Genomic DNA, 20,630 nt, shown 5'->3' with positions numbered 1-20,630 from the left:
CGAGCGATCCGGCGGCGCCGCCGGCGGGAAAAGGAGATGCGGGATGAGCGGGGGCGGGCCCATGCTCGGGTATGGGCTGGGCACTGACCGACGATCTCGAAGAGTTCCTCGCGCGGGCGGACGGGTTCCTGCGGGGCGATCCCGTCGCGAACACCGTGACGCTGACCGTGACGGAGGCCATGCGCGCGCAAGGCTCCGGGCTCTACCGCAACGCGTTGTTCGGGTGGTGGACGGCGGGCGGGGACGTCCAGGGCACGTGCATGTGGACCGGAACTTATCCGGTGCTGCTCAGCGCGATGCCGGAACCGGCGGCGCCGGAGCTGGCGGACGCCCTCGCCGGGCGGGACGCCGACGTGCAGGCGGTCAACGCGACGCCGACGGCCGCCGCGGGGTTCGCGGAGGCGTGGGAGCGCCTGACCAGGACGCCGGGCCGTGTCACCATGCGGCAGCGGCTGCACCGGCTGGCGGGGCTCGAACCGCCGGACCCGCCCCCGGACGGCGCCGCCCGCGTCGCCGACGGCGATGACCGCGAGATGGTGCACGACTGGTTCGCGGCGTTCCACCGCGACGCCGGCGGGCACGGCGGCCCGAATCCGGCGGTGGTCGACGGCCGGCTCGCCGAGGGCGGCATCACGCTGTGGGAGGCCGGCGGCCGCCCGGTGGCGATGGCGGGGCGGACCCCGGCGGTCGCGGGCGCGGCGCGGGTGGCGCCCGTGTACACGCCGGCCGAGCACCGCCGCCGGGGCTACGGGGCCGCGGTGACCGCCGCCGTCACCCAGGGCGCGCTGGACGCGGGAGCCGCCGACGTGGTGCTGTTCACCGAACTGGCGAACCCGACCAGCAACGGCGTGTACCGCCGCCTCGGCTACCGCCCGGTCGAGGACCGCGTCGTCCTCGCCTTCACCTGACGCCCGCCTTCACCTGGGGCCGCCTCTCCACCTCCCGGAGGAGGGGCCCGGGGAGGCGTCCGCCTCCATGTGACGCACGCCTCCCCCGCCCCACGGAGCGGGCCGGGGAGGTCGGCGGCTTACTGGACGCCCGCCTCTTCCGCCTCCCGGAGTGCGGGCCGGCGGCGCCGGCTCACTTGACGCCGGCCTCCTTCATGTCGCGGAGTTCGCGCTTGAGTTCCTTGATCTCGTCGCGGAGCCGGGCGGCCAGCTCGAACTGCAGGTCGGTGGCGGCCTGGTGCATCTGGTCGGTCATCTGCTCGATGAGGGCCTCCAGCTCCTCGCGGGGCCGCTCGCCGACCAGGTCGGCGGCGTGCCGGCCGGCCTCCTTCGTCCTCGACGCGAGGCCGGGGACGGGGGCCTTGCCGCGTGACTGCTGGCGCCCGGCGCCGCCGATGAGGGTCTCGGTGTCGGCGTCCTCGCGGGCCAGGGAGTCGAGGATGTCGGCGATGCGCTTGCGGAGGGCCTGCGGCTCGATGCCGTGCTCGTCGTTGTAGGCCTGCTGCTTGGCGCGCCGCCGGTTCGTCTCGTCGATCGCTCGTTCCATCGACGGCGTGACCGTGTCGGCGTACATGTGGACCTGGCCGGAAACGTTCCGGGCCGCGCGGCCGATCGTCTGGATGAGGGACGTCTCGGAGCGCAGGAAGCCCTCCTTGTCGGCGTCCAGGATCGCCACGAGGGAGACCTCGGGCAGGTCGAGGCCCTCGCGGAGCAGGTTGATGCCGACCAGGACGTCGAACTCGCCGGCGCGCAGCTCGCGGAGCAGCTCGATGCGGCGCAGCGTGTCGACCTCGCTGTGCAGGTAGCGGACCTGGATACCGAGTTCGAGCAGGTAGTCGGTGAGGTCCTCGGCCATCTTCTTGGTGAGCGTGGTGACGAGGACGCGCTCGTCGCGTTCGGTGCGCTCGCGGATCTCGTGGATGAGGTCGTCGATCTGCCCCTTGGTGGGCTTGACGACGATCTCGGGGTCGATGAGGCCGGTGGGCCGGATGACCTGCTCGACGACGTCGCCCTTGACGCGGTTCATCTCGTAGGGGCCGGGCGTCGCCGAGAGGTAGACGGTCTGGCCGATCCGGTCGAGGAACTCCTCCCACTTCAGAGGGCGGTTGTCCATGGCGGACGGTAGCCGGAACCCGTGCTCGACCAGCATCCGCTTGCGGGACGCGTCGCCCTCGTACATGGCGCCGATCTGCGGGACGGTCTGGTGCGACTCGTCGATGACGAGGAGGAAGTCCTCCGGGAAGTAGTCGAGGAGCGTGTTGGGGGCGGTGCCGGGGCCGCGGCCGTCGATGTGCCGGGAGTAGTTCTCGATGCCGGAGCAGGTGCCGACCTGGCGCATCATCTCGATGTCGTAGGCGGTGCGCATGCGCAGCCGCTGCGCCTCCAGCATCTTGCCCTGCCGCTCCATCACGGCGAGGGTCTCCTCCAGCTCGGCCTCGATGTCGCGGATGGCCCGCTCCATGCGCTCGGGCCCGGCGACGTAGTGGGAGGCGGGGAAGACGTACAGCTCCTCGTCCTCGGTGATCAGCTCGCCGGTCAGGGGGTGCAGGGTGGCGAGCTTCTCGATCTCGTCACCGAACATCTCGATGCGGACGGCGAGCTCCTCGTACTGCGGGATGATCTCGATGGTGTCGCCGCGGACGCGGAACGTGCCGCGGGTGAAGGCGAGGTCGTTGCGGGTGTACTGCATGCCGACGAGCTGCCGGAGCAGGTCGTCGCGGTCGATCTCCTGGCCGACGTGCAGGCGGACCATCCGGTCGACGTACTCCTGCGGCGTGCCGAGGCCGTAGATGCAGGACACCGACGCGACGACGACGGTGTCGCGGCGGGTGAGCAGCGAGTTGGTCGCCGAGTGCCGGAGCCGGTCGACCTCGTCGTTGATCGAGGAGTCCTTCTCGATGTAGGTGTCGGTCTGCGGGATGTACGCCTCGGGCTGGTAGTAGTCGTAGTACGAGACGAAGTACTCGACGGCGTTGTTCGGCATCATCTCGCGCAGCTCGTTGGCGAACTGGGCGGCGAGGGTCTTGTTCGGCTGCATGACGAGGACGGGCCGCTGCAGCTTCTCCACCAGCCACGCGATCGTGGCGGTCTTCCCGGTGCCGGTGGCGCCGAGGAGCACCGAGTCCTTGCCGCCGCCCTCGACGCGGGTGGTGAGCTCGGCGATCGCCTGCGGCTGGTCGCCCGACGGCGTCATCTCGGTGACGACCTCGAACGGCGCCACGCGGCGCCGCAGGTCCGTGATCGGCCGCATCGGCTCTCCCCTGGTCCGGCTTACTCCCCTGCTCTCCCTACTGTAGGCAGGGCCTCCGACATTCCGTGTTCGCTCAGGTCAGGACGCCGGGAGCGGCAGCCTCGCGCGGACGGCGTAGCCGCCCTCGCGGGGCCCCGCGTGGAAGCTGCCGCCGAGGGCGGTGACGCGCTCGCGCAGCCCGACCAGGCCGTTCCCGCCGCTCGGCAGCCGGTGCTCCGGCCCGGCGGTGGGCGGGTCGTTGGCGATCTCCACCTCGATCGCCTCGGGGAGCAGGCCGAGGTCCACCCGGGTGTCGGCGGAGCCGGCGTGCTTGTGGACGTTGGTGAGCGACTCCTGGACGAGCCGGTAGACCGTCCGTCCGACGGCGGGCGGCATGGGGCGCTCCTCGCCGCGGATCAACAGGTCCACTCGGAGGCCGGCGGCACCGGACTGGCCGACGAGCTCGCGGACGTGGGCCAGGGTCACCGCCTCCTGGGGCAGGGTCTCCTCGCCCTGCCTGAGGACTCCGATGACGTGGCGGAGTTCCTCCAGCGCCTGCCGCCCCATGTCCCCGATGACGGTGGCGGTCTCGGCGGCCCGGGCGGGGTCGCGGACGGCGATCGCCTTGAGCGCGCCCGCGTGGACCACCATCACGCTGATCCGGTTGGCGACGACGTCGTGCATCTCCCGCGCGATGCGGGTGCGTTCCTCTCCCCGCGCGCGCTCCGCGAGCAGGTGCTGTTCGCGTTCGAGGCGTGCGGTGCGCTCCTGGAGCGATGCAATCAGCTGCTTGCGCGCCCCCATGTAGAGGCCGAGCAGGACGGGGACGGCGATGAACGCTATGCCGAAGATGGCCTGAGCGAGGAAGTTCTCCGTCCCCGCGGTCGGCGACGGGAAGATCAGCCCGGCGGCGTAAGTGGTGACGGCGACGGTCAGCACCGTCCGGCGGGACGCGGTGTACGCGGCGAGCGAGTACAGGATGACCAGGGCGGCGAACACTCCGGCGCCCGTGATCGTGCCGAACACCAGCGAGAACACCGCGAGCGCGACCGGGTGGGCCCGCCGCACGATCAGGGCCAGGCCGAGGACGACGCTGCAGATCGACACGACGGGCGGTGGAAGCCAGAACTTCTGGTCGGTGAACCACAGGAACACGCCGTCGGCGATGGCCAGGTTCACGGCGATGAAGATGTCGAGCGCACGCGAACGACGCGTGGGCCATGCCCCCGACAACCAGCCCCGCACGCGCATGGCGACGAGCCTATAGCGACCGGAAGGGCGGTCGGTCGCACACGTGAGCGAACCCCTTACCTGCAAGGCTTTTCCGGCTTATCCCCCCTGGCTACGATGACGACGCGCAGACAAGGACGGGGTAGCCGCAGACAATGACCCGCTTCGCCAACTGGTTCGGGAAGAACGCCGACGCGGTGATCGCGCTCGTGCTGGCCGTCATCGTCGCGATCCTCGGCCTCGGGGTGAACCTGCCGAACGAGGACGAGATCACCAACAGCGGGATCCTCGCGGTGATCGGCCTGCTGGCGACGTCGGTGCTGCGGGACCGCGGACGCCGGATCCCGGTCGAGGCGGAGGTCCGCGACACGCTGCGCGCCTCCTCGGCCACCCTGGACGACCTGAGCGGCAAGCTCGCCCATATCGAGACGTTCGAGAGCGTCCTGGCCGACACCAAGCGGGCCCTGGACGAGACGGCGGTCGTCCGGGTGATCAGCGGGGCGCAGGTGGCGCAGGTGCTCGCGGAGGCCCGCCGCGACACCGACCGCTGGTTCTTCAAGGGCGGGACGGGGACCTACATCCGCGCCCGGACGCTGCCCGAGTGCGTGGGCGCGGCCCGCCGGGAAAGGCGGACGCTCCTGTTCCGCCTGGAGATCCTCGACCCGACCAACGTCGAGGTGTGCGAGGCGTACGCGCGTCACCGCCGTTCGGTGTCGGACGGCCCTGACGCGACGGGCGAGCCTTGGACGCTGGAACGCACGCGCAAGGAGGCGTACGCCACGCTCCTGGCGGCGTGCTGGCACAAGCAGCGGTTCGCGATGCTCGACATCGACATCGGCCTGGCGCAGACCATGACGACGCTGCGTTACGACCTGGCGGCGTCACGTGTCGTGGTCACCCGTGACGACCCGCGCGGCGAGGCCCTGGTCGTCGACAGCAGCAAGTTCTATTACAGCTGGGTGAGCGCGGAACTCCAGACCAGCCTGGACCAGGCGCGCCGCGTCCCGGTCGAGCAGGCCCGGCTGGCGCCGCTGGACGATGAGCCCACGGTCGAGGAGGTCCGCAAGCTCTTCGAGGTGATCGGGATCGACCTCGCGCACGCCTACACCGACCGCGACGTCATCGAGATCATCCGTAAGGCGCTGCGGGCCAAGGACCCGTATGAGTGACGAGCCGATGGGGCCGCCGGGGTGAAGTACGAGGAGATCCGCGGGGCGATCGACGCCGGGACCGCGGCGCGGACGCTGCCGACGTGGGCGGGGAACGTGCTCGACGGCGTCCTGGACAACGTCGCGGCGGGCCGCTCGCCCGTCCCGGCCGTACGGCACCCCCTGGGCTTCCTGTGCCTTCCCGTGGAGCGCAGCGGCGACTTCGGGGTATGCCTGCACATCTGGACTCCGGAGGTGCGCCCGGCCCCCTCGACGACCTCGCCCGTACACTGCCACAGCTGGGACCTGCTCAGCTTCGTCTTGTACGGGACGGTGCGGAACGTGCGGATGGACGTCGGTGAGGGCTCCGGCGGAGCGGCGCAGCAGGTCTTCGAGGTCATCAGCCAGGACGGCCTGGACGAGCTGAGGGCGACCGGACGCGCGGTGCGTTGCTCCCCCGGCCTTTCCAGCACGCATCGCACCGGCGAGTCGTACACCCTGCCCGCGGGTGTGTTCCACAGCACGCTCATAGAGGAGGGCATGGACGCGGCCACGGTCGCCTTGGGCCGCCAATCACCGGGTGGCGGCGACCTGTCGCTCGGTCCTATGGACGTCCCCACCCACCAGGTGCGTCGTTCACGTTCCGACCACGCCGACACGGTGCGGGCCCTGCGCCGTTCGGCCCGCAGGATCGCCGCCGCCCACTGCTCGCCACGCCGTTAGGCCGGCCGCCGGACCCGACTGGAGAGCCCCGATGAGACCCACGACCCCGTCACCGGCCCTTCCGATCGATCTCGCCAAGGCCCGCCGCGTGGCGGTGGACGCCGCCGAGGCGGCGGGCGCCCTGCTGAGCGCCGGTGTGGGCGGGCCCTTGGACGTGCGTCCGAAGGGCACCGGCGGGGACGTGGTGACGGAGCTGGACACGGCCGCCGAAGACCTGATCGTCGGACGGCTCCGGGCGGCGTATCCGGGGCACCGCATCATCGCGGAGGAGTCCGGGGTCCTCGACGGCGCACCGGGCGAGGAAATGGTGTGGCTCGTCGATCCGCTGGACGGCACCAACAACGTGGCGATCGGCATGCCCGTCTACGCGGTGGGGCTGGCGTTGTGCGCGCGCGCCGAGCCCGTCTTGGGCGTCGTCCATGACCCGGTGTCGGGGCGGACGTGGTCGGCGGTGCGCGGAAGGGGCACGCTGGGGCCGGGCGGGACGCCGTTGACGCTGGCGGATCGTCCCAGGCCGGGGCGGGAGAAGAACCCGGTGCTGGCCTGGACGCAGGGCCATCAGGTCAAGGCGGGCGATCCGGTGGCGTTCGCGCTGCGCTCGGCCCTGGAGCGCCGGTGCGCGCGGATGCTCCAGCTTTGGGCACCGCTCGTGGCCTGGACGATGCTGGCCCGCGGCGACATCGACGGGATGGTCGGCTACCTGCCCGAGATCGTGGACCTGCCCGCCGGGGCGCTGCTGGCCGCCGAGGCGGGCGCGGAACTCCGCCGCCTGGACGGGGAGCCGTACGAGCTGGGCATCGACCGCCCCGCGTCCGAGCTGGGGTTCGTCGCGGCGCGTCCCGAACTGCTCGACCGTCTCCTGGAGACCACCACGAAGATCGATCAAGATGGCGGACGCACCCGCGTCGCCTGGTGAACGCCCTACCGGGTGAGCAGGAGGGCCCCCACGGCCGCCGCACAGCCCGCCACGGCCAGTGCCGTCCCGGACAGCACGAATCTCCGCATCGGCACACGGACGTCCCAACGGCGGCACCACTCGAACCACAGCAGCGTGGCCAGCGATCCCCAGGGGGTGATGACCGGCCCCACGTTCGTCCCGACGAGCAGAGAGAGCAGCTGGTCCTTGTTCGAGGCGGGCACGGCCGACTCCCCCGCCACGTATGCGGGCAGGTTGTTGAGGACGTTCGACAGCCCCGCCCCGGAGAACGCGGCCCGGAACGCCCCCGCCACACCGTCGTCGTGGCCCACCAGGCCGCGCATCACGTCGTCCAGCCCGAACCGTTCCAGAGTGGGGACGACGAGGAAGAGGCCGGTGACGAACACCATGAGCTGCCACGGGATGAGCACAGGACGCAGGACCGACCGGTCGCGCACGGCGAAGGCCGCCACGGCCACGGCGGCGGCGGCGGTCGCGGCGAGGCCGAGCTGGATCCCGGTGTGCACGCCGGCGAGGATCGCCCCGATGAACAGCAGGCACGCGACCGCGGTGGCCGAGAACAGCACCCGGTCCCGGACGGGAATTGGGTCGGGCGGATCGTACACGTCCGCGCCGCGCGCCGACCGCCGCCAGTAGAACACCCACAGCAGCGCCATCGTGACGGCCAGGACCGCCAGCTGCGGCGCCCACATGCGGGCCGCGAACGCGCGCGTCTCCAGCGCGACCCGGTCGGCGGCGAGCAGGTTGGTCAGATTCGACACGGGCAGCAGGAGGCTCGCCGTGTTGGCCAGCCACACCGTCGTCATGGCCAGCGGGAGGGTCGCGATCCGCGCGCGCGCCGCCAGCGCCAGCATGACCGGGGTCAGCAGTACCGCGGTCGTGTCGAGGTTGAGGAAGATGGTCGTCAGTGACGCGAACGCCACGCAGAGCAGGAACAGTGCGACGTAGTTTCCGCGCCCCGCCCGCGCCATGCGCTGGGCGATCGCGTCGAAGACCCCGGCCTCCTTGGTGAGCTCCGCCAGGATGATGACGCTGAACAGGAAGAGCAGCAGGGGCGCGATCCGCCCGATGCTCGAGCGGGCCGTGTCGGCGGGCAGCAGACCGGTGGCCACGAACACGACACCGAGCACGAGCACGGCGATGCGGATCCAGTCGAGAACGCCCAGGGAACCGACGGCGCGGCGGAGGGGCTCGGTCGGGGGCGGCACGCGCGTCATGATCCCATAGGCGGCCCGGCGCGCCTCCGCCGGTGCCGCCGTCGCGCGATACTGGCGCAATGACGACCCCCGGCCACCCCCAGGAGCGCCCGACCGACTTCTTCATCAGCTACTCGCCGGCCGACGAACGGTGGGCGTCCTGGATCGCGTGGCAGCTGGAGGCCGCGGGGCATCGAACGATGATGCAGGCGTGGGACTTCGTGCCCGGGACCAACTTCATCGACTTCATGGACCGCGGCCTGTCGGAGGCCAAGGCTGTGGTGGCGGTGCTGTCGCGCAACTACCTGCGCTCCAGGTACGGGCGGCTGGAGTGGATGGCGGCGCTGCGGGCCGACCCCGACGACCCCGCGCGCAAGCTGGTCACGGTGCGCATCGAGGACTGCCCGATCGACGGGCTGCTGTCCACGATCACCTACGTGGACCTGGTGGGGATCGACGACCCGGACGAGGCGCGCCAGCTGCTGATGCGGCGCATCCAGGAGTCCCTCGCCGGCCACGCCCGGCCGCTGAACGGCCCTGGTTTCCCCGGAGCCGGGCCCGGCCGCCCGGGACCGCTTCCCGGTGGCCGGGAGCCGCTTCCGGGGCGTCTGGAGGAGACTGACGGCCCGCGGGACGGTTCCGGGCGGCCGGAGCCGACCGGGGAGCGTCCGGTCCGGCGGGCGCCGGTCGCCGCGCCGGCGTTCCCCGCGGCCGACGCCGGGCACGGGCCGCGCGACCGGCTGAGCGTCCTGCACGTCTCCGGGCCCCGGTTCGGCCGGACGCTCGCCGAGCCCGGCGAGCCGACGACGGCCACCGAGCTCCAGGACCGGATCTGGAGCGACGTGACACGGCTGGCCGACTCCGGCGTGCCCCGTCCCGACCTGCTCGTCGTGAGCGGCGACATCACCCACTCCGGCAGCCGCAAGGAGTTCGCCGAGGCGCTGGCGTTCCTGACGAGCCTGCGCGCGCTGCTGGGCCTGGAGGCGCAGCGCGTCGTGGTCGTGCCGGGGACCCATGACGTCACCCGCGCGGCATGCCAGGCGTACTTCTCCAGCTGCGAGGCCGACGACATCGAGCCGCAGCCGCCGTACTGGCCGAAGTGGCGGCACTACGCGGGCCTTTTCAAGGAGTTCTACCAGGGCATCGACGCCCTCATCTTCGACAGCGCCCAGCCGTGGACGCTTTTCCCCGTCCCGGACCTCAAGGTGGTGGTGGCCGGGCTCAACTCGACCCTGCCGCAGACCCACCGCGAGGAGGACCGGTACGGGCGCGTCGGCCAGGCGCAGGCGGCCTGGTTCAACGAGCGGCTGCGGCATTTCGAGGACGAGGGCTGGCTGCGCCTGGGCGCCGTCCAGCACACCCCCATCGCCGGCGAGCCCGGCGCGCTGCGCGACCCCGAGACGGTGGAGACGCTCCTCGCCTCCCACATCAACCTGTTCTTCCAGGGGACGGAGTCGGATTTCGGCGCCATCCCCCTGCTCGGCGGCAGCGGCGTCCCATCGGTCCCCGCACTGGGCCCGGGCCGCCACCAGATCGTCGTCGTCAACCGGGACGGCCTGGAACGGTGGATTCCGGAGGACGCCGCCAGGCGCGGACCGGAACGCCTCGAACGGTCCTGGCAGAGCATCGACGGAACGTTCCCGCCGCCGCGCAGCGAGACCCCTCCGGCGCCGCCCGTCCCGGAACTGGGCCCCGGAGCGCAGGGCACCGCCGACCCCGTCCCCGACCCCACCGCACAGCTCCTCGACCGGCTGACGGAGGCGTGCGAGACGCGTTTCGAACGCGCGACCATCCGCCGCATCGTCCCGCCCGCACGCGAGGACGGCCGGTCAGACCCGCCGCACCTGCTCCTCACCCACATGGAGGACGGGTTCGTCCGCCAGTACCGCATCGGCGCCCATGTGGGGCAGGTGACAGAGGCGGACGTGGACGCGTTCGTCAGGCACGTGCACGCCGACGGAACCGACCATGGCTCGGAACTGGTGTACCTGGGGCCCGCGCCGGCACGGTCCGTGCGCGACGACGCGCTCCGGCGCGGCGTGCGGGTACGCAGCCTCACCGAGTTCCAGGGGCTCGTCGACCTGTCGGAGTACGTGACCGCCCAGACGGGGCGCCTCTCCGCCGGAGGGCTCTACCCGCCGTCGCTGTACGTCCCCCAGCGCTACCGGGAACTCGACCGCTTCCGCCCGGAGCCGGAGACGGGCGGCGACGAAGGGGCGGGTTCGGCGACGGACGTCCACGAGGACGTCGTCGGCGAGATGCTGCGGCTCCTCGCCGCGGACCACGGGCGCTTCCTCCTCCTGCTGGGCGACTTCGGCCGCGGCAAGACGTTCGCCCTGCGCGAGCTCGCCCGCCGCATCCCGCAAGAGCTGCCGCACGTGATCCCGATCCTCATCGAGCTGCGGGCCCTCGACAAGGCGCACTCGGTGGACGGCCTGGTCGCCGCGCACCTGGCCAACCACGGCGAGGAGCTGATCGACCTCAAGGCGTTCCACTACATGCTCCGCCAAGGGCGCATCGTCCTGCTCTTCGACGGGTTCGACGAGCTGGTGACGCGGATGACCTACGACCAGGCCGCCGACCACCTCGACACGCTGCTGCAGGCCGCCCAGGACAAGGCGAAGATCGTGGTGGCGAGCCGCACGCAGCACTTCAAGTCCCAGGCGCAGGTGCTGACGGCCCTCGGCGAGAAGGTCGGCGTGCTGCCGCACCGGCGCGTCCTCGGCCTGGAGGAGTTCGCGCCACCGCAGGTCCGTTCGTACCTGGTGAACCGGTACGGGGACGAAGAGGCCGCGGAGGCGCGGCTGAGTCTGCTCGCGGGGATCGAGGAGCTGCTGGCGCTGACGTCCAACCCGCGCATGCTCTCCTTCATCGCCGACCTGCCCGACCACCGGCTGCGCTCGGTCGCGCAGGCCCGCCGGGCCGTCAGCCCCGCCGACCTCTACCACGAGATCCTGTCGTCGTGGCTCGCGTACGAGGCCGACCGGGTCGGCGGGGCGGGCGGGCCGTCCGGGCTGAAGGCCGAGGACATGTGGCAGGCCGTGGGCACGCTCGCGCTGCGGCTGTGGGAGGGCGAGGAGCAGTTCCTGCGTCTCGCGGAGCTGTCCGACGTCGCCGACACCCTCACCGGGCTCGCCGACGGACGGATGTCACCGCACCAGGTGACGCACGCCGTCGGCGCCGGGAGCCTGCTCGTCCGCACGCCCGAGGGGCTGTTCGGCTTCATCCACACATCGGTGATGGAGTGGCTGGTCGCGCGGCACATCGCGGACGAGTTCGCCAGGGGCGCGGCACCGGCCGCCCTGGGCCGCCGCGCGCTGACCCAGCTCACCGTCGACTTCCTTTGCGACCTCGCCGACACCCGCGCCTGCCAGGAGTGGACCGCCGGCGTGCTCGCCGATCCCGACGCCGCCGACACAGCCCGCGCCAACGCGATCCGCATCACGACACGGCTGCGCACCCCCGCGCACACCGACCTGCGCGGCGCGCGCCTGCAAGGCGAGGACCTGTCCTACCGCGACTTGCAGGAGGTCGACCTGACGGGTGCCGACCTCACCGACGCCCAACTCGTCGGCGCGAACCTCTCGCGTGCCGTCCTGCGGGACGCGTCGCTGGCCGGGGCACGCCTGGACGAGGCCAGGCTGACCGGCGCCGACCTCCGCGGCGCCGACCTGTCCCGTGCCCGCCTCGCCCGCGCCGACCTTCGCGACGTCTCCGTGGACGGCAGCCGCTGGACGCGCGCCGCCCTCGTCGACGCCGACCTGCCCGACCGGATCGCCGCCGCCCCCGAACTGCGCGAGGCCGCCATCGCACCTGGCCGTCCCATCGACATCCAGGTCGCACCGGCCGGCGTAGGCGTCCCGTACGGGTTCCACTTCCAGACCAGCCGCCTCCCGCAGCCGCTCGCCTACAGCCCGGGAGGCTCCGTCCTGGCCGTGGGCGGTGAGGACGGCGGTGTCCTCATCTGCGACGCCGTCACCGGCACGCCCCTGCGCAACCTCGAAGGCCACACCGACCGCGCCTACGCGGTCGCCTTCGACACCGCGGGAAACCTGCTGGCGAGCGGATCCGCCGACGGCACCGTCCGCCTGTGGGACCTCGCCACCGGCCACACCGAGCACACCTTCACCGTCCACCCTGAAGGCGTCTGGCCCGTCGTGGTCGGAGGACGTTCCCCGTCGGGCACCGACCTCGTCGCGGCCGGCGCCGCGGACGGGACCGTCCGCGTGTGGGACGCCGCGTCCGGCGCCCTCCTGCACGAGCTGTCAGGACACACCGCTCCCGTCTACACCGCCGTGTTCGACCCCGCCGGCTCGCTCATGGTCACCGGCGACTCCGGCGGCACGCTGCGCGTCTGGGACCTCATCACCGGTGCGCTCCGCCGCGAGCTGACCGGCCACCGCGGCGCCGTGTTCCGCGCCGTGTTCCACCCGGACGGCTCCCTGCTCGCCGCCGGGGACGAGGCCGGCGTCGTCCGCCTGTGGGACATCCGCACGGGCGAGATCAGGCAGGAACTCCTCGGCCACACCGGACGCGTCTACGCCATCGCGTTCCACCCCGGCGGGAACCTCCTCGTCACCGGCGACACCGACGGATCCGTCCGTATCTGGGAGGACGGCCGGCGACGCAACGTCCTCTCGGGCCACGGCGGCGGCATCTACCAGGCGACCTTCAGCCCGGACGGCGGCCGCCTCGCCACCGCCGACAGCGCCGGGTCCGTCCGCCTGTGGGACCCCGAGACCGGCCGGCAGCGCCTCGAACTGGCCGGGCATCGCGGCGCCGTGTGGCCGTTCGCGTTCCGCCCGGACGGCGCCCAGCTCGCCACCAGCAGCAACGACGGCACGGCCCGGCTGTGGGACGCCGAGACCGGGCAGTGCCGCGTCGTGCTGCGCGGCCACGGCCGCCGCGTCACCGGCGTCGCGTTCAGCCCGGACGGCGGCCTGCTCGCGAGCAGCGGCAACGACGGCCTCGTCCGGCTCTGGGACCCGCGCTCCGGCCGGATGATCCGGGAGCTGCGCGGCGTCGCCGACAACCTGACCTCCGCCTCGTTCAACACCCGCGACTCCCAGCTCGCCACCGCCACCAACGACGGCGGCGTCCACCTGTGGCAGGCCGGGACCGGCACGTTCGAACGCGAGCTTAACGTCGAGACCGACCACGTCTGGGCACAGGCGTTCGCACCCGCCGGGGACGTCCTCGCCACCGCCAACGACGACGACTCCGTGCGGCTGTGGTTCTGGACGACCGGCCGCGAGACCGTCAACCTGGCCGACCACCGGGGCCGCGTCCGCTCCATCGACTTCCAGCCCAGCGGCGCCCTCGTCGCCACCGGTTGCGACGACGGCGTCGTCCGGCTCTGGCACCCCCGCACGGGCGAACTCACCGCCGCGCTGCGCGGCCACACCGACCGCGTCTACCGGGTGGCGTTCTCACCATCCGGCGACACCCTCGCCAGCGCGAGCAACGACGGCACCGTCCGGCTCTGGGACCCGGCCACCGGTGAAGCACTGCACACGCTGACCGGCCACACCGGACGCCTATGGACGACCGCGTTCCACCCGTCCGGAGCCATGCTCGCCAGCGCGGGCGACGACATGGTCGTGCGGCTCTGGAACCCGGCCGACGGGCGCCTCCTGCACACCCTCCCGGGCCACACCCGCCGCGTCTGGTCGGCCGCGTTCAGCCCCGACGGCTCCCTCCTCGCCACCGCGGGCGACGACGGAGCCATCATCCTCTGGGACGTCACCGACCGGGAAGCGCCCGCGCGCCACGCGACCCTTCTCGGCCTGGCCGAAGGCTGGGCCGCCCTGGCCCCCGACGGCCGCTACAAGTGGGAGGGCAACGCCACCGCCGAGTTCTGGTACGCCGTCGGCATGTGCCGCTTCGAACCCGGCGAACTCGACGCCTACCTGCCGGAGGTCCACCGCCTCCCCCTCGACGCCCCGTTCTAGGACGCCGCTTCCTAGGACCCGGCGCGGCGGGTGAGGGATTCCCAGAGGGAGTCGACCTGGGTCTTCAGATCGCCGAGGGTGCCGGAGTTGTCGATGACGCGGGTGGCGACGGCGCGGCGGTCCTCCCTGGACGCCTGGCTGGCCATCCGCGCGCGGGCGTCCTCCTCCGTCATGCCGCGGCGGGCCACCAGGCGGTCGAGCTGGGCCTCCTCCGGCGCGTCCACGACGACGACCTCGTCGTACATGCCGGCGAGGCCGTTCTCCGCGAGGAGGGGCACGTCGTAGACGACGACGGCATCGGCGGGGGCCGCGTCCATCAACTCCTGCATCCGCTCCCCCACCAGCGGGTGGACGATCGCGTTCAGCGCGGCGAGGCGGTCGCGGTCGCCGAACACGATGCGGCCGACCTTCTCGCGGTCGAGGGCGCCGGACGGCAGCAGCACGTCCTCGCCGAACTCCGCCACGACGGCGGCGAGGCCCGGCGTGCCCGGCTCCACGACCTCGCGGGCGATCTTGTCGGCGTCGATGACCAGCGCGCCGTGTCCGGCGAGCCGCGCCGACACCTCGCTCTTGCCCGACCCGATACCGCCGGTGAGTCCCACTTTCAGCACGCGGCTCACCCTAGCGGCGCGCCCGCTAGGCGGTTTCGGCGGGGACGAGGGGTTTGCGCATGTGCACGAGCGTGAGGTGCGCCGCCACGCGTTCCCGGTGCGTCTCGCTGTAGCCGAGGCGGCGGTACAGGCGCAGGTTGGCCTCGCTGAGGTGGCCGGTGAAGAGGACGCACGCGTCGGCGCGCCCGGCGATCTCGTCCTCCAGTGCCGCCAGCAGCCGCCGGCCGATGCCGCGGCCCTGCAGGTCGGGGACGACGACGAGCCGCCCGACCAGGCACGTGTGGTCGCTGAACTGGGCGCGAACGGCGCCGACGACCCGGCCGTCCAGCACCGCCTTCAGCACCACGGCGTCGCCGGACAGCACCTTCCGCAGCTGCTCGGCCGACTCCACCAGCGGCGGGATGAACGGGTCGCCGTACAGCTGCGCCTCCGCCACGTACGCGGCCCGCTGGACGGTCATCACCTCGCCCGCGTCGCCGGGGCCGGCGCGCTCGATCACGACCGTCGCTTCGCTCATGAGCACGACCCTAGCGGCGCACGGCCGTCCGGTCGGCTCACCGCCCGATCCGGACGGTCACCGCGACCGGATAGTGATCGGAGGCGTCCGACACCGGCACGTCGTAGTCGGTGACCATGACGCCGTCCGACCCGAAGACCCAGTCGGTGCTCGCACCGTCGGACCGGGTCGGATACGGCTCGCCGCCGATGGCGGCGTTGCGCAGGTCGGTGCCGTCGGTCATCGCGTCGAGCTCGGCGCTGCCGGCGCCCGCGTTGAAGTCGCCGCCGATGAGGGTGCGGGGCGCGCCGCCCCAGGCCCGCAGCAGCGTCGCGATCTCGCGGGACCGCTCGCCGGCCTGGTCGTCGCCGCCCTCCAGATGCGTCGACCACACGTCCATCGTGGTGCCGCCGACGCCGAGCCGCGCCCACACGTAGCCGCGGATCTGCGACCAGTCGCCCTTGCGCATCCGGCCCGTCCCGGAGCTGCGCACCGGCAGCGACGTGAGGATCGCGTTGCCGAACTGGCCGTCGGCGGCGGGCCCCCAGATCAGCCGCATGCCGAGGCGCCGGGACAGCCACACCCCGACGTCGGTGGTCCCCGACAGCAGCGACCCGCGGCCGGCCTCCTGCAGCAGCACGACCTGGGCCTTCTGCCCCTCGATGACCCGGGCGACGCCCTCCGGGTCGAGCCGCCCCGACTGGTTCACCGCGTCGTGGATGTTGTAGCTGAGCACCCGGACCTGGCCGGGGACGGGCGCCGCCGGAGCCTTGCCGTCCGGCGCGGCGACGGTGAACACGAGGGTGCCGGCCAGCAGCACCAGCGCGGCGGCGCCGGCGGTGACGGCGCGCAGCGGGGCGCGGGCGGGCAGCGGGCCGCCGCGGGCCGCCGCGATCGCGGCGAGTGCGCCGAGCAGGATCCCGGCGAGGCCGGGCAGCACGTTGTTCGGCACCGGCAGCGGCGACACGGCGCTGACCTGGTACGGGACGAGGATCACCGCGATGAGCAGGCCGCCGGCCGCGGCGCCGGCGTCCACCCGCCAGACCGGCCCGCCGGTCCCGGCGCGGCGCAGCGGCGCCCGGCACGCCACCGCCAGCAGCCACGCCGACAGCACATGCCCGACGATCACGACGGGGACGACCTCGATGCCGGAGATCGCGTAGGTCCCGGCGACGGCGCCGGCGCCGACCCCGAGGACGGTGCCGCCGAGCACGCACACGCCGCCCGGCACGGCCCGGACGGCGAGCCCGGAGGCGAGGAACGCCAGCGCGAGGCCCTGCCCGATGACGATCGCGATGTGCGCCCCGGTCAGTGACTGCCACCCGGACGACGCCACGAAGGCGGGGCTGGCGAGGACGAGGATCTGCAGCGCGAGGAACGGCCCGAACGCCGCGGCGCCGAGCGCGTCCCGCCAGGAGACGCCGGGCGCGGTGACGGGCCCGGACGCGAGCTCGCGGTAGAGCGCGGCGGCGCCGACGCCGACGAACGCCAGGCAGGCCAGCCAGGGGCCGATGCCGTCGCGCCACACCGGATCCCAGGTGGCGAAGCACATCCGGACGGCGCCGTCGATGGCCAGGCCCGCGACGGTGGCGGTGGCGAAGCCGACCCCGGACAGGCCGCGGGCGCCCTCGTACAGCGCCGCGACGGCGATCATGCCGATGGCGGTGCCGGCGAACGCCAGCCAGGTGCGCGGGTCGATGGCCTGCGCGAGGAGCCGGACGGCGAACAGCCCGCCGACGCCGGTCAGCAGCAGCGCGCGGGGGCCGCCGAGGCGGCGGATCAGCGGGGCGGTGGCCCCGGCGAGATAGACGACCAGCACGCCGGCGGCGGCGGCCGCGGTCCCGGCCTCGTCGGCGAAGTGGTCGAGTTGCGGCAGGGAGAACCGCAGCGTCTGCGCGAGCACCGCGACGGTCACGGCGATCAGGGCCAGCCTGGCCGGGCCCTGCGGGACGATCGGGGTGCCGGCCGCGGCGGGGCCGCCGGTCCTGGTGCCTACGTCTGTGCTGGCCAATTGAACGACTGCTCCCGGGGGACGAGCGGACCTACGGGACGGGCGTGCGCATTCGGGGGGTGACGCGGGCCGACGCGCGCCTCGCCGGAGTCATGCCTCCGCAGTCATGGTGACGCAACCGAAGCACGGCCGGAGGCCGATCCAGAAGATCGTTCTCCGGCCGTGTTCAGGATGTCACCGGCCGGCCGCGCGGAACCGCCGGAGCGGGCCGCGCGGCCTGCGCGCGTCAGCGGACCGTCACTGGCCGCCGGAGAGCTTCTCCCGCAGCGCGGCGAGCGCCTCGTCGGTGGCGAGGGCGCCACCGCCGGACTCGCTCTCGCCGCCGCCGGAGTAGGAGGTCTCGCCGCCGCCGGTCGCGGCGGGCTCGGCGCCCGCCTCGGCCTCGGCCTTGCGGGCCTCCTCGATCTGCTTGCGGTGGGCGTCGAAGCGGCCGCGGGCCTCGGCGTACTGCCGCTCCCAGGTCTCGCGCTGCTCGTCGAAGCCCTCCAGCCACTCGCCGGTGTCGGCGTCGAAGCCCTCGGGGTACTTGTAGTTGCCCTGGTCGTCGTACTCGGCCGGCATGCCGTACAGGGTCGGGTCGAAGTCCTCTTCCTCGATCCCGGCGGCGCCCTCGTTGGCCTGCTTGAGCGACAGGCTGATCCGGCGCCGGTCGAGGTCGATGTCGATGATCTTCACGAAGATCTCGTCGCCGACCTGGACGACCTGCTCGGGGATCTCCACGTGCCGCTCGGCCAGCTCGGAGATGTGCACCAGGCCCTCGATGCCCTCCTCGACGCGGACGAACGCGCCGAACGGCACCAGCTTGGTGACCCGGCCCGGGACGACCTGCCCGATCTGGTGGGTGCGGGCGAACTGCTGCCACGGGTCTTCCTGGGTCGCCTTGAGCGACAGGGAGACGCGCTCGCGCTCCATGTCGACGTCCAGGACCTCGACCGTGACCTCCTGGCCGACCTCGACGACCTCGGACGGGTGGTCGATGTGCTTCCAGGACAGCTCGGACACGTGCACCAGGCCGTCGACGCCGCCGAGGTCGACGAACGCGCCGAAGTTGACGATGCTCGACACGACGCCCTTGCGGACCTGGCCCTTCTGCAGGGTGTTGAGGAAGGTCTGGCGGACCTCGCTCTGCGTCTGCTCCAGCCAGGCGCGGCGGGACAGCACCACGTTGTTGCGGTTCTTGTCCAGCTCGATGATCTTGGCCTCGAGCTCGCGGCCGACGTACGGCTGCAGGTCGCGGACCCGGCGCATCTCGACCAGCGACGCGGGCAGGAAGCCGCGCAGGCCGATGTCGAGGATGAGACCGCCCTTGACGACCTCGATGACCGTGCCGGTGACGATGCCGTCCTCGTCCTTGATCTTCTCGATCGTGCCCCAGGCGCGCTCGTACTGGGCGCGCTTCTTGGACAGGATCAGCCGGCCCTCCTTGTCCTCCTTCTGGAGGACGAGGGCCTCGACGTGGTCTCCGGTGGAGACGACCTCGTTGGGGTCGACGTCGTGCTTGATGGACAGCTCACGCGAGGGGATGACGCCCTCGGTCTTGTAGCCGATGTCGAGGAGGACCTCGTCACGATCGACCTTGACGACAGTGCCTTCGACAATGTCGCCGTCGTTGAAGTACTTGATGGTCTCGTCGATCGCTGCGAGGAAGGCTTCCTCGGACCCGATGTCGTTGACCGCTACCTGCGGGGTGGTCGAGGTGGCCTCGGTGCTGCTCGTCATGTGTCGGCTGGCTCCGGTACGGACATGGAAGTCGTATGGGTTATGCGCGGAGGGCCGTTATCCGCCCTGCCGAAGACCGGAATGGGACGCGGTCGCCGCCGCGTCAGTGAACCGAACCGTTGTCGCCGACCTGACCGAGCGCGAGCCTGCTCCGTCCGAAGCGCGCGCAAGCCCACAGCGCAGCGATCAGGATATGGGACCGATCTCGCGTGGTCAATCCGCCCGCGGCGGCCGCGATCAGTATGTCCGGGCCCAGGGCCTGTACCGCTTGGCGATCCGGTCCTCGGACGTCTTCGGAAACGTCACGGTGTTCGGGTCCCCGTCAGAGGTGTACCGCTCGTCGGGGTTCTTGTCCAGGAATTCGAGCCACGCGGTGGAGCAGTACTTCGTGCAGTCGTTCTCTTTGATCTTGCCCTCGGAGCGTACCCGGTCGATGTCCCACCGGTCGAAGTCCGCGTCGAACGGGGACAGGGACGGCCGCCAGCCGGCGAGGAACAGGCCCTGGAAGGCGTACCGGCCGTCCTGCTTCTCGGCCCACGCCTTCTTCTTCGGGACCGCCCCGAAGGGGTACGCGAACGTGGCCGTGTGCGTCCCGGTGAGCCGGACGATGCGGTCCTCCATGTCACCGATCTCCTTGCGCACCCCCTTTTCGGACATGCCGGAAAGGCTGGGGTGCGTCACGGTGTGGTTGCCGAGTTCGAACCCGTGCTGCAGGAGCCACTTCAGCCCGGCGGCGGCCTGTACCTCGTCCATCCCGAACAGCTCCTTGTTCAGGTAGAACGTCGCCACCGGCCGGAACCCGGGGTTCTCCCGGGCGACCTGCTCGATGATCGCGACGGCCGTGTCGGGCTTCGGGTTCCCCTGCGCGTCCAGCCCGAAGTGCCCGGGCGTGCTGTCGTCGAACGTCAGCACCACGGGGTGCTTGCCGGCCGGCACGTCGAGCCGCCCGCCGGTGAACTCCGCCGCCGTGATCGGGTAGTAGCCGTCCTTGGCGAGCCCGGTCAGCTCGTCGTACAGCTCCTTGGACGACCGGTCCAGCGACAGCTCGGGCTTCTTCATGATCCGGTGGTACATGAGCACCGGGACCTGCCCCAGCTCGTTCGCCTTGGCCGCCGCCGCGGCCGGCGCCGCGGCGGCGATCGGCGCGGTCGCCGACACCGACGGCGACGCGCTCCCCCCGGGCCCCGGCGACGCGGAGCCGCCCGGCGCGGGCGCCCCGGTCGCCTTGGCCGCCTCCGCCGCGGGCGTCGCCTTGGACGCGGCTCCGGCCCGTCCGGCCACGTGGCCCTTGTCGCGCCCCTTCCGTTCCCCCGGGAGCGTCAGCCCCAGGATCACGGCGCAGACGATCACGACTCCAGCGATCTTGTGAAGGAGAGGCACGGTACCCCCGCCGGTCGACCCGAACAGGACCAGGGGGACAGCGTACGACCC

General features: G+C 72.5%; 13 protein-coding genes. 5 read left to right on the top strand and 8 right to left on the bottom strand.

The features are described from left to right. The first annotated feature begins 71 nt into the window (after window positions 1-71). The gene (locus ACQPXG_RS17175; RefSeq protein WP_433468695.1) at window positions 72-908 is read left to right on the top strand and encodes a GNAT family N-acetyltransferase; all 837 of its coding nucleotides are present in this window, start codon (window positions 72-74) and stop codon (window positions 906-908) included. 172 nt (window positions 909-1,080) lie between these two features. On the opposite strand, the gene uvrB is transcribed toward ACQPXG_RS17175, so the two are convergent. Both uvrB and ACQPXG_RS17165 read right to left on the bottom strand, forming a co-directional pair. Beyond that, a complete protein-coding gene (gene uvrB / locus ACQPXG_RS17170; RefSeq protein WP_433468694.1) occupies window positions 1,081-3,198 on the bottom strand; it encodes an excinuclease ABC subunit UvrB in 2,118 nt (705 codons plus the stop codon). Between the two features lie 78 nt (window positions 3,199-3,276). Further along, the gene (locus ACQPXG_RS17165) at window positions 3,277-4,428 is read right to left on the bottom strand and encodes a sensor histidine kinase (RefSeq protein WP_433468693.1); all 1,152 of its coding nucleotides are present in this window, start codon (window positions 4,426-4,428) and stop codon (window positions 3,277-3,279) included. Between the two features lie 134 nt (window positions 4,429-4,562). On the opposite strand from ACQPXG_RS17165, the gene ACQPXG_RS17160 reads away from it, so the two are divergent. From ACQPXG_RS17160 to ACQPXG_RS17150, 3 genes are read left to right on the top strand one after another with little or no spacing between them, the layout of a single operon-like run. After that, the gene (locus tag ACQPXG_RS17160; protein ID WP_433468692.1) at window positions 4,563-5,576 is read left to right on the top strand and encodes a hypothetical protein; all 1,014 of its coding nucleotides are present in this window, start codon (window positions 4,563-4,565) and stop codon (window positions 5,574-5,576) included. 21 nt (window positions 5,577-5,597) lie between these two features. Continuing rightward, window positions 5,598-6,278 (top strand): hypothetical protein, encoded by a 681-nt coding sequence (locus tag ACQPXG_RS17155; protein WP_433468691.1) that lies wholly within the window; start codon window positions 5,598-5,600, stop codon window positions 6,276-6,278. Window positions 6,279-6,309: 31 nt separating this feature from the next. Beyond that, the gene (locus ACQPXG_RS17150; protein ID WP_433468690.1) at window positions 6,310-7,194 is read left to right on the top strand and encodes an inositol monophosphatase family protein; all 885 of its coding nucleotides are present in this window, start codon (window positions 6,310-6,312) and stop codon (window positions 7,192-7,194) included. Window positions 7,195-7,199: 5 nt separating this feature from the next. Here the strand turns inward: ACQPXG_RS17150 and ACQPXG_RS17145 are convergent, their stop codons facing one another. Beyond that, on the bottom strand, window positions 7,200-8,423 hold the full coding sequence (locus ACQPXG_RS17145; RefSeq protein WP_433468689.1) for an SLC13 family permease: 1,224 nt from the start codon (window positions 8,421-8,423) through the stop codon (window positions 7,200-7,202). Window positions 8,424-8,491: 68 nt separating this feature from the next. On the opposite strand from ACQPXG_RS17145, the gene ACQPXG_RS17140 reads away from it, so the two are divergent. Further along, complete coding sequence (locus ACQPXG_RS17140; protein ID WP_433468688.1) at window positions 8,492-14,362, top strand: TIR domain-containing protein; 5,871 nt, start codon at window positions 8,492-8,494, stop codon at window positions 14,360-14,362. Between the two features lie 11 nt (window positions 14,363-14,373). On the opposite strand, the gene coaE is transcribed toward ACQPXG_RS17140, so the two are convergent. From coaE to ACQPXG_RS17115, 5 genes are all read right to left on the bottom strand, one after another. Next, the gene (coaE, locus tag ACQPXG_RS17135) at window positions 14,374-14,973 is read right to left on the bottom strand and encodes a dephospho-CoA kinase (protein ID WP_433468687.1); all 600 of its coding nucleotides are present in this window, start codon (window positions 14,971-14,973) and stop codon (window positions 14,374-14,376) included. 25 nt (window positions 14,974-14,998) lie between these two features. Next, entirely contained in the window at window positions 14,999-15,490 is a 492-nt protein-coding gene (locus ACQPXG_RS17130) for a GNAT family N-acetyltransferase (protein WP_433468686.1), read from the bottom strand. A gap of 37 nt (window positions 15,491-15,527) precedes the next feature. Beyond that, window positions 15,528-17,480, bottom strand: a complete 1,953-nt coding sequence (locus ACQPXG_RS17125) for an endonuclease/exonuclease/phosphatase family protein (protein WP_433468685.1) — start codon at window positions 17,478-17,480, stop codon at window positions 15,528-15,530. Window positions 17,481-17,717: 237 nt separating this feature from the next. Next, complete coding sequence (rpsA, locus tag ACQPXG_RS17120) at window positions 17,718-19,199, bottom strand: 30S ribosomal protein S1 (RefSeq protein ID WP_433468684.1); 1,482 nt, start codon at window positions 19,197-19,199, stop codon at window positions 17,718-17,720. 237 nt (window positions 19,200-19,436) lie between these two features. Continuing rightward, window positions 19,437-20,579 carry a polysaccharide deacetylase family protein gene (locus ACQPXG_RS17115; protein ID WP_433468683.1) on the bottom strand — a complete coding sequence of 381 codons (1,143 nt, stop codon included), beginning with the start codon at window positions 20,577-20,579 and terminating at the stop codon, window positions 19,437-19,439. Window positions 20,580-20,630 lie beyond the last annotated feature (51 nt).

The organism is Spirillospora sp. CA-128828 (genome assembly GCF_050945415.1).
Lineage (GTDB): Bacteria > Actinomycetota > Actinomycetes > Streptosporangiales > Streptosporangiaceae > Spirillospora.
Note: the sequence above shows the minus strand (reverse complement) of the source record. Positions and strands in the feature narration are given on the sequence as shown.

Excerpts from the sequence above, each read along its gene's own strand:
- ACQPXG_RS17150 (WP_433468690.1), top strand. The coding sequence starts at position 6,310 with ATGAGACCCACGACCCCGTCACCGGCCCTTCCGATCGATCTCGCCAAG.
- ACQPXG_RS17175 (WP_433468695.1), top strand. The coding sequence starts at position 72 with ATGGGCTGGGCACTGACCGACGATCTCGAAGAGTTCCTCGCGCGGGCG.
- ACQPXG_RS17140 (WP_433468688.1), top strand. The coding sequence starts at position 8,492 with ATGACGACCCCCGGCCACCCCCAGGAGCGCCCGACCGACTTCTTCATC.
- uvrB (WP_433468694.1), bottom strand. The coding sequence starts at position 3,198 with ATGCGGCCGATCACGGACCTGCGGCGCCGCGTGGCGCCGTTCGAGGTC.
- ACQPXG_RS17165 (WP_433468693.1), bottom strand. The coding sequence starts at position 4,428 with ATGCGCGTGCGGGGCTGGTTGTCGGGGGCATGGCCCACGCGTCGTTCG.
- ACQPXG_RS17160 (WP_433468692.1), top strand. The coding sequence starts at position 4,563 with ATGACCCGCTTCGCCAACTGGTTCGGGAAGAACGCCGACGCGGTGATC.
- rpsA (WP_433468684.1), bottom strand. The coding sequence starts at position 19,199 with ATGACGAGCAGCACCGAGGCCACCTCGACCACCCCGCAGGTAGCGGTC.
- ACQPXG_RS17130 (WP_433468686.1), bottom strand. The coding sequence starts at position 15,490 with ATGAGCGAAGCGACGGTCGTGATCGAGCGCGCCGGCCCCGGCGACGCG.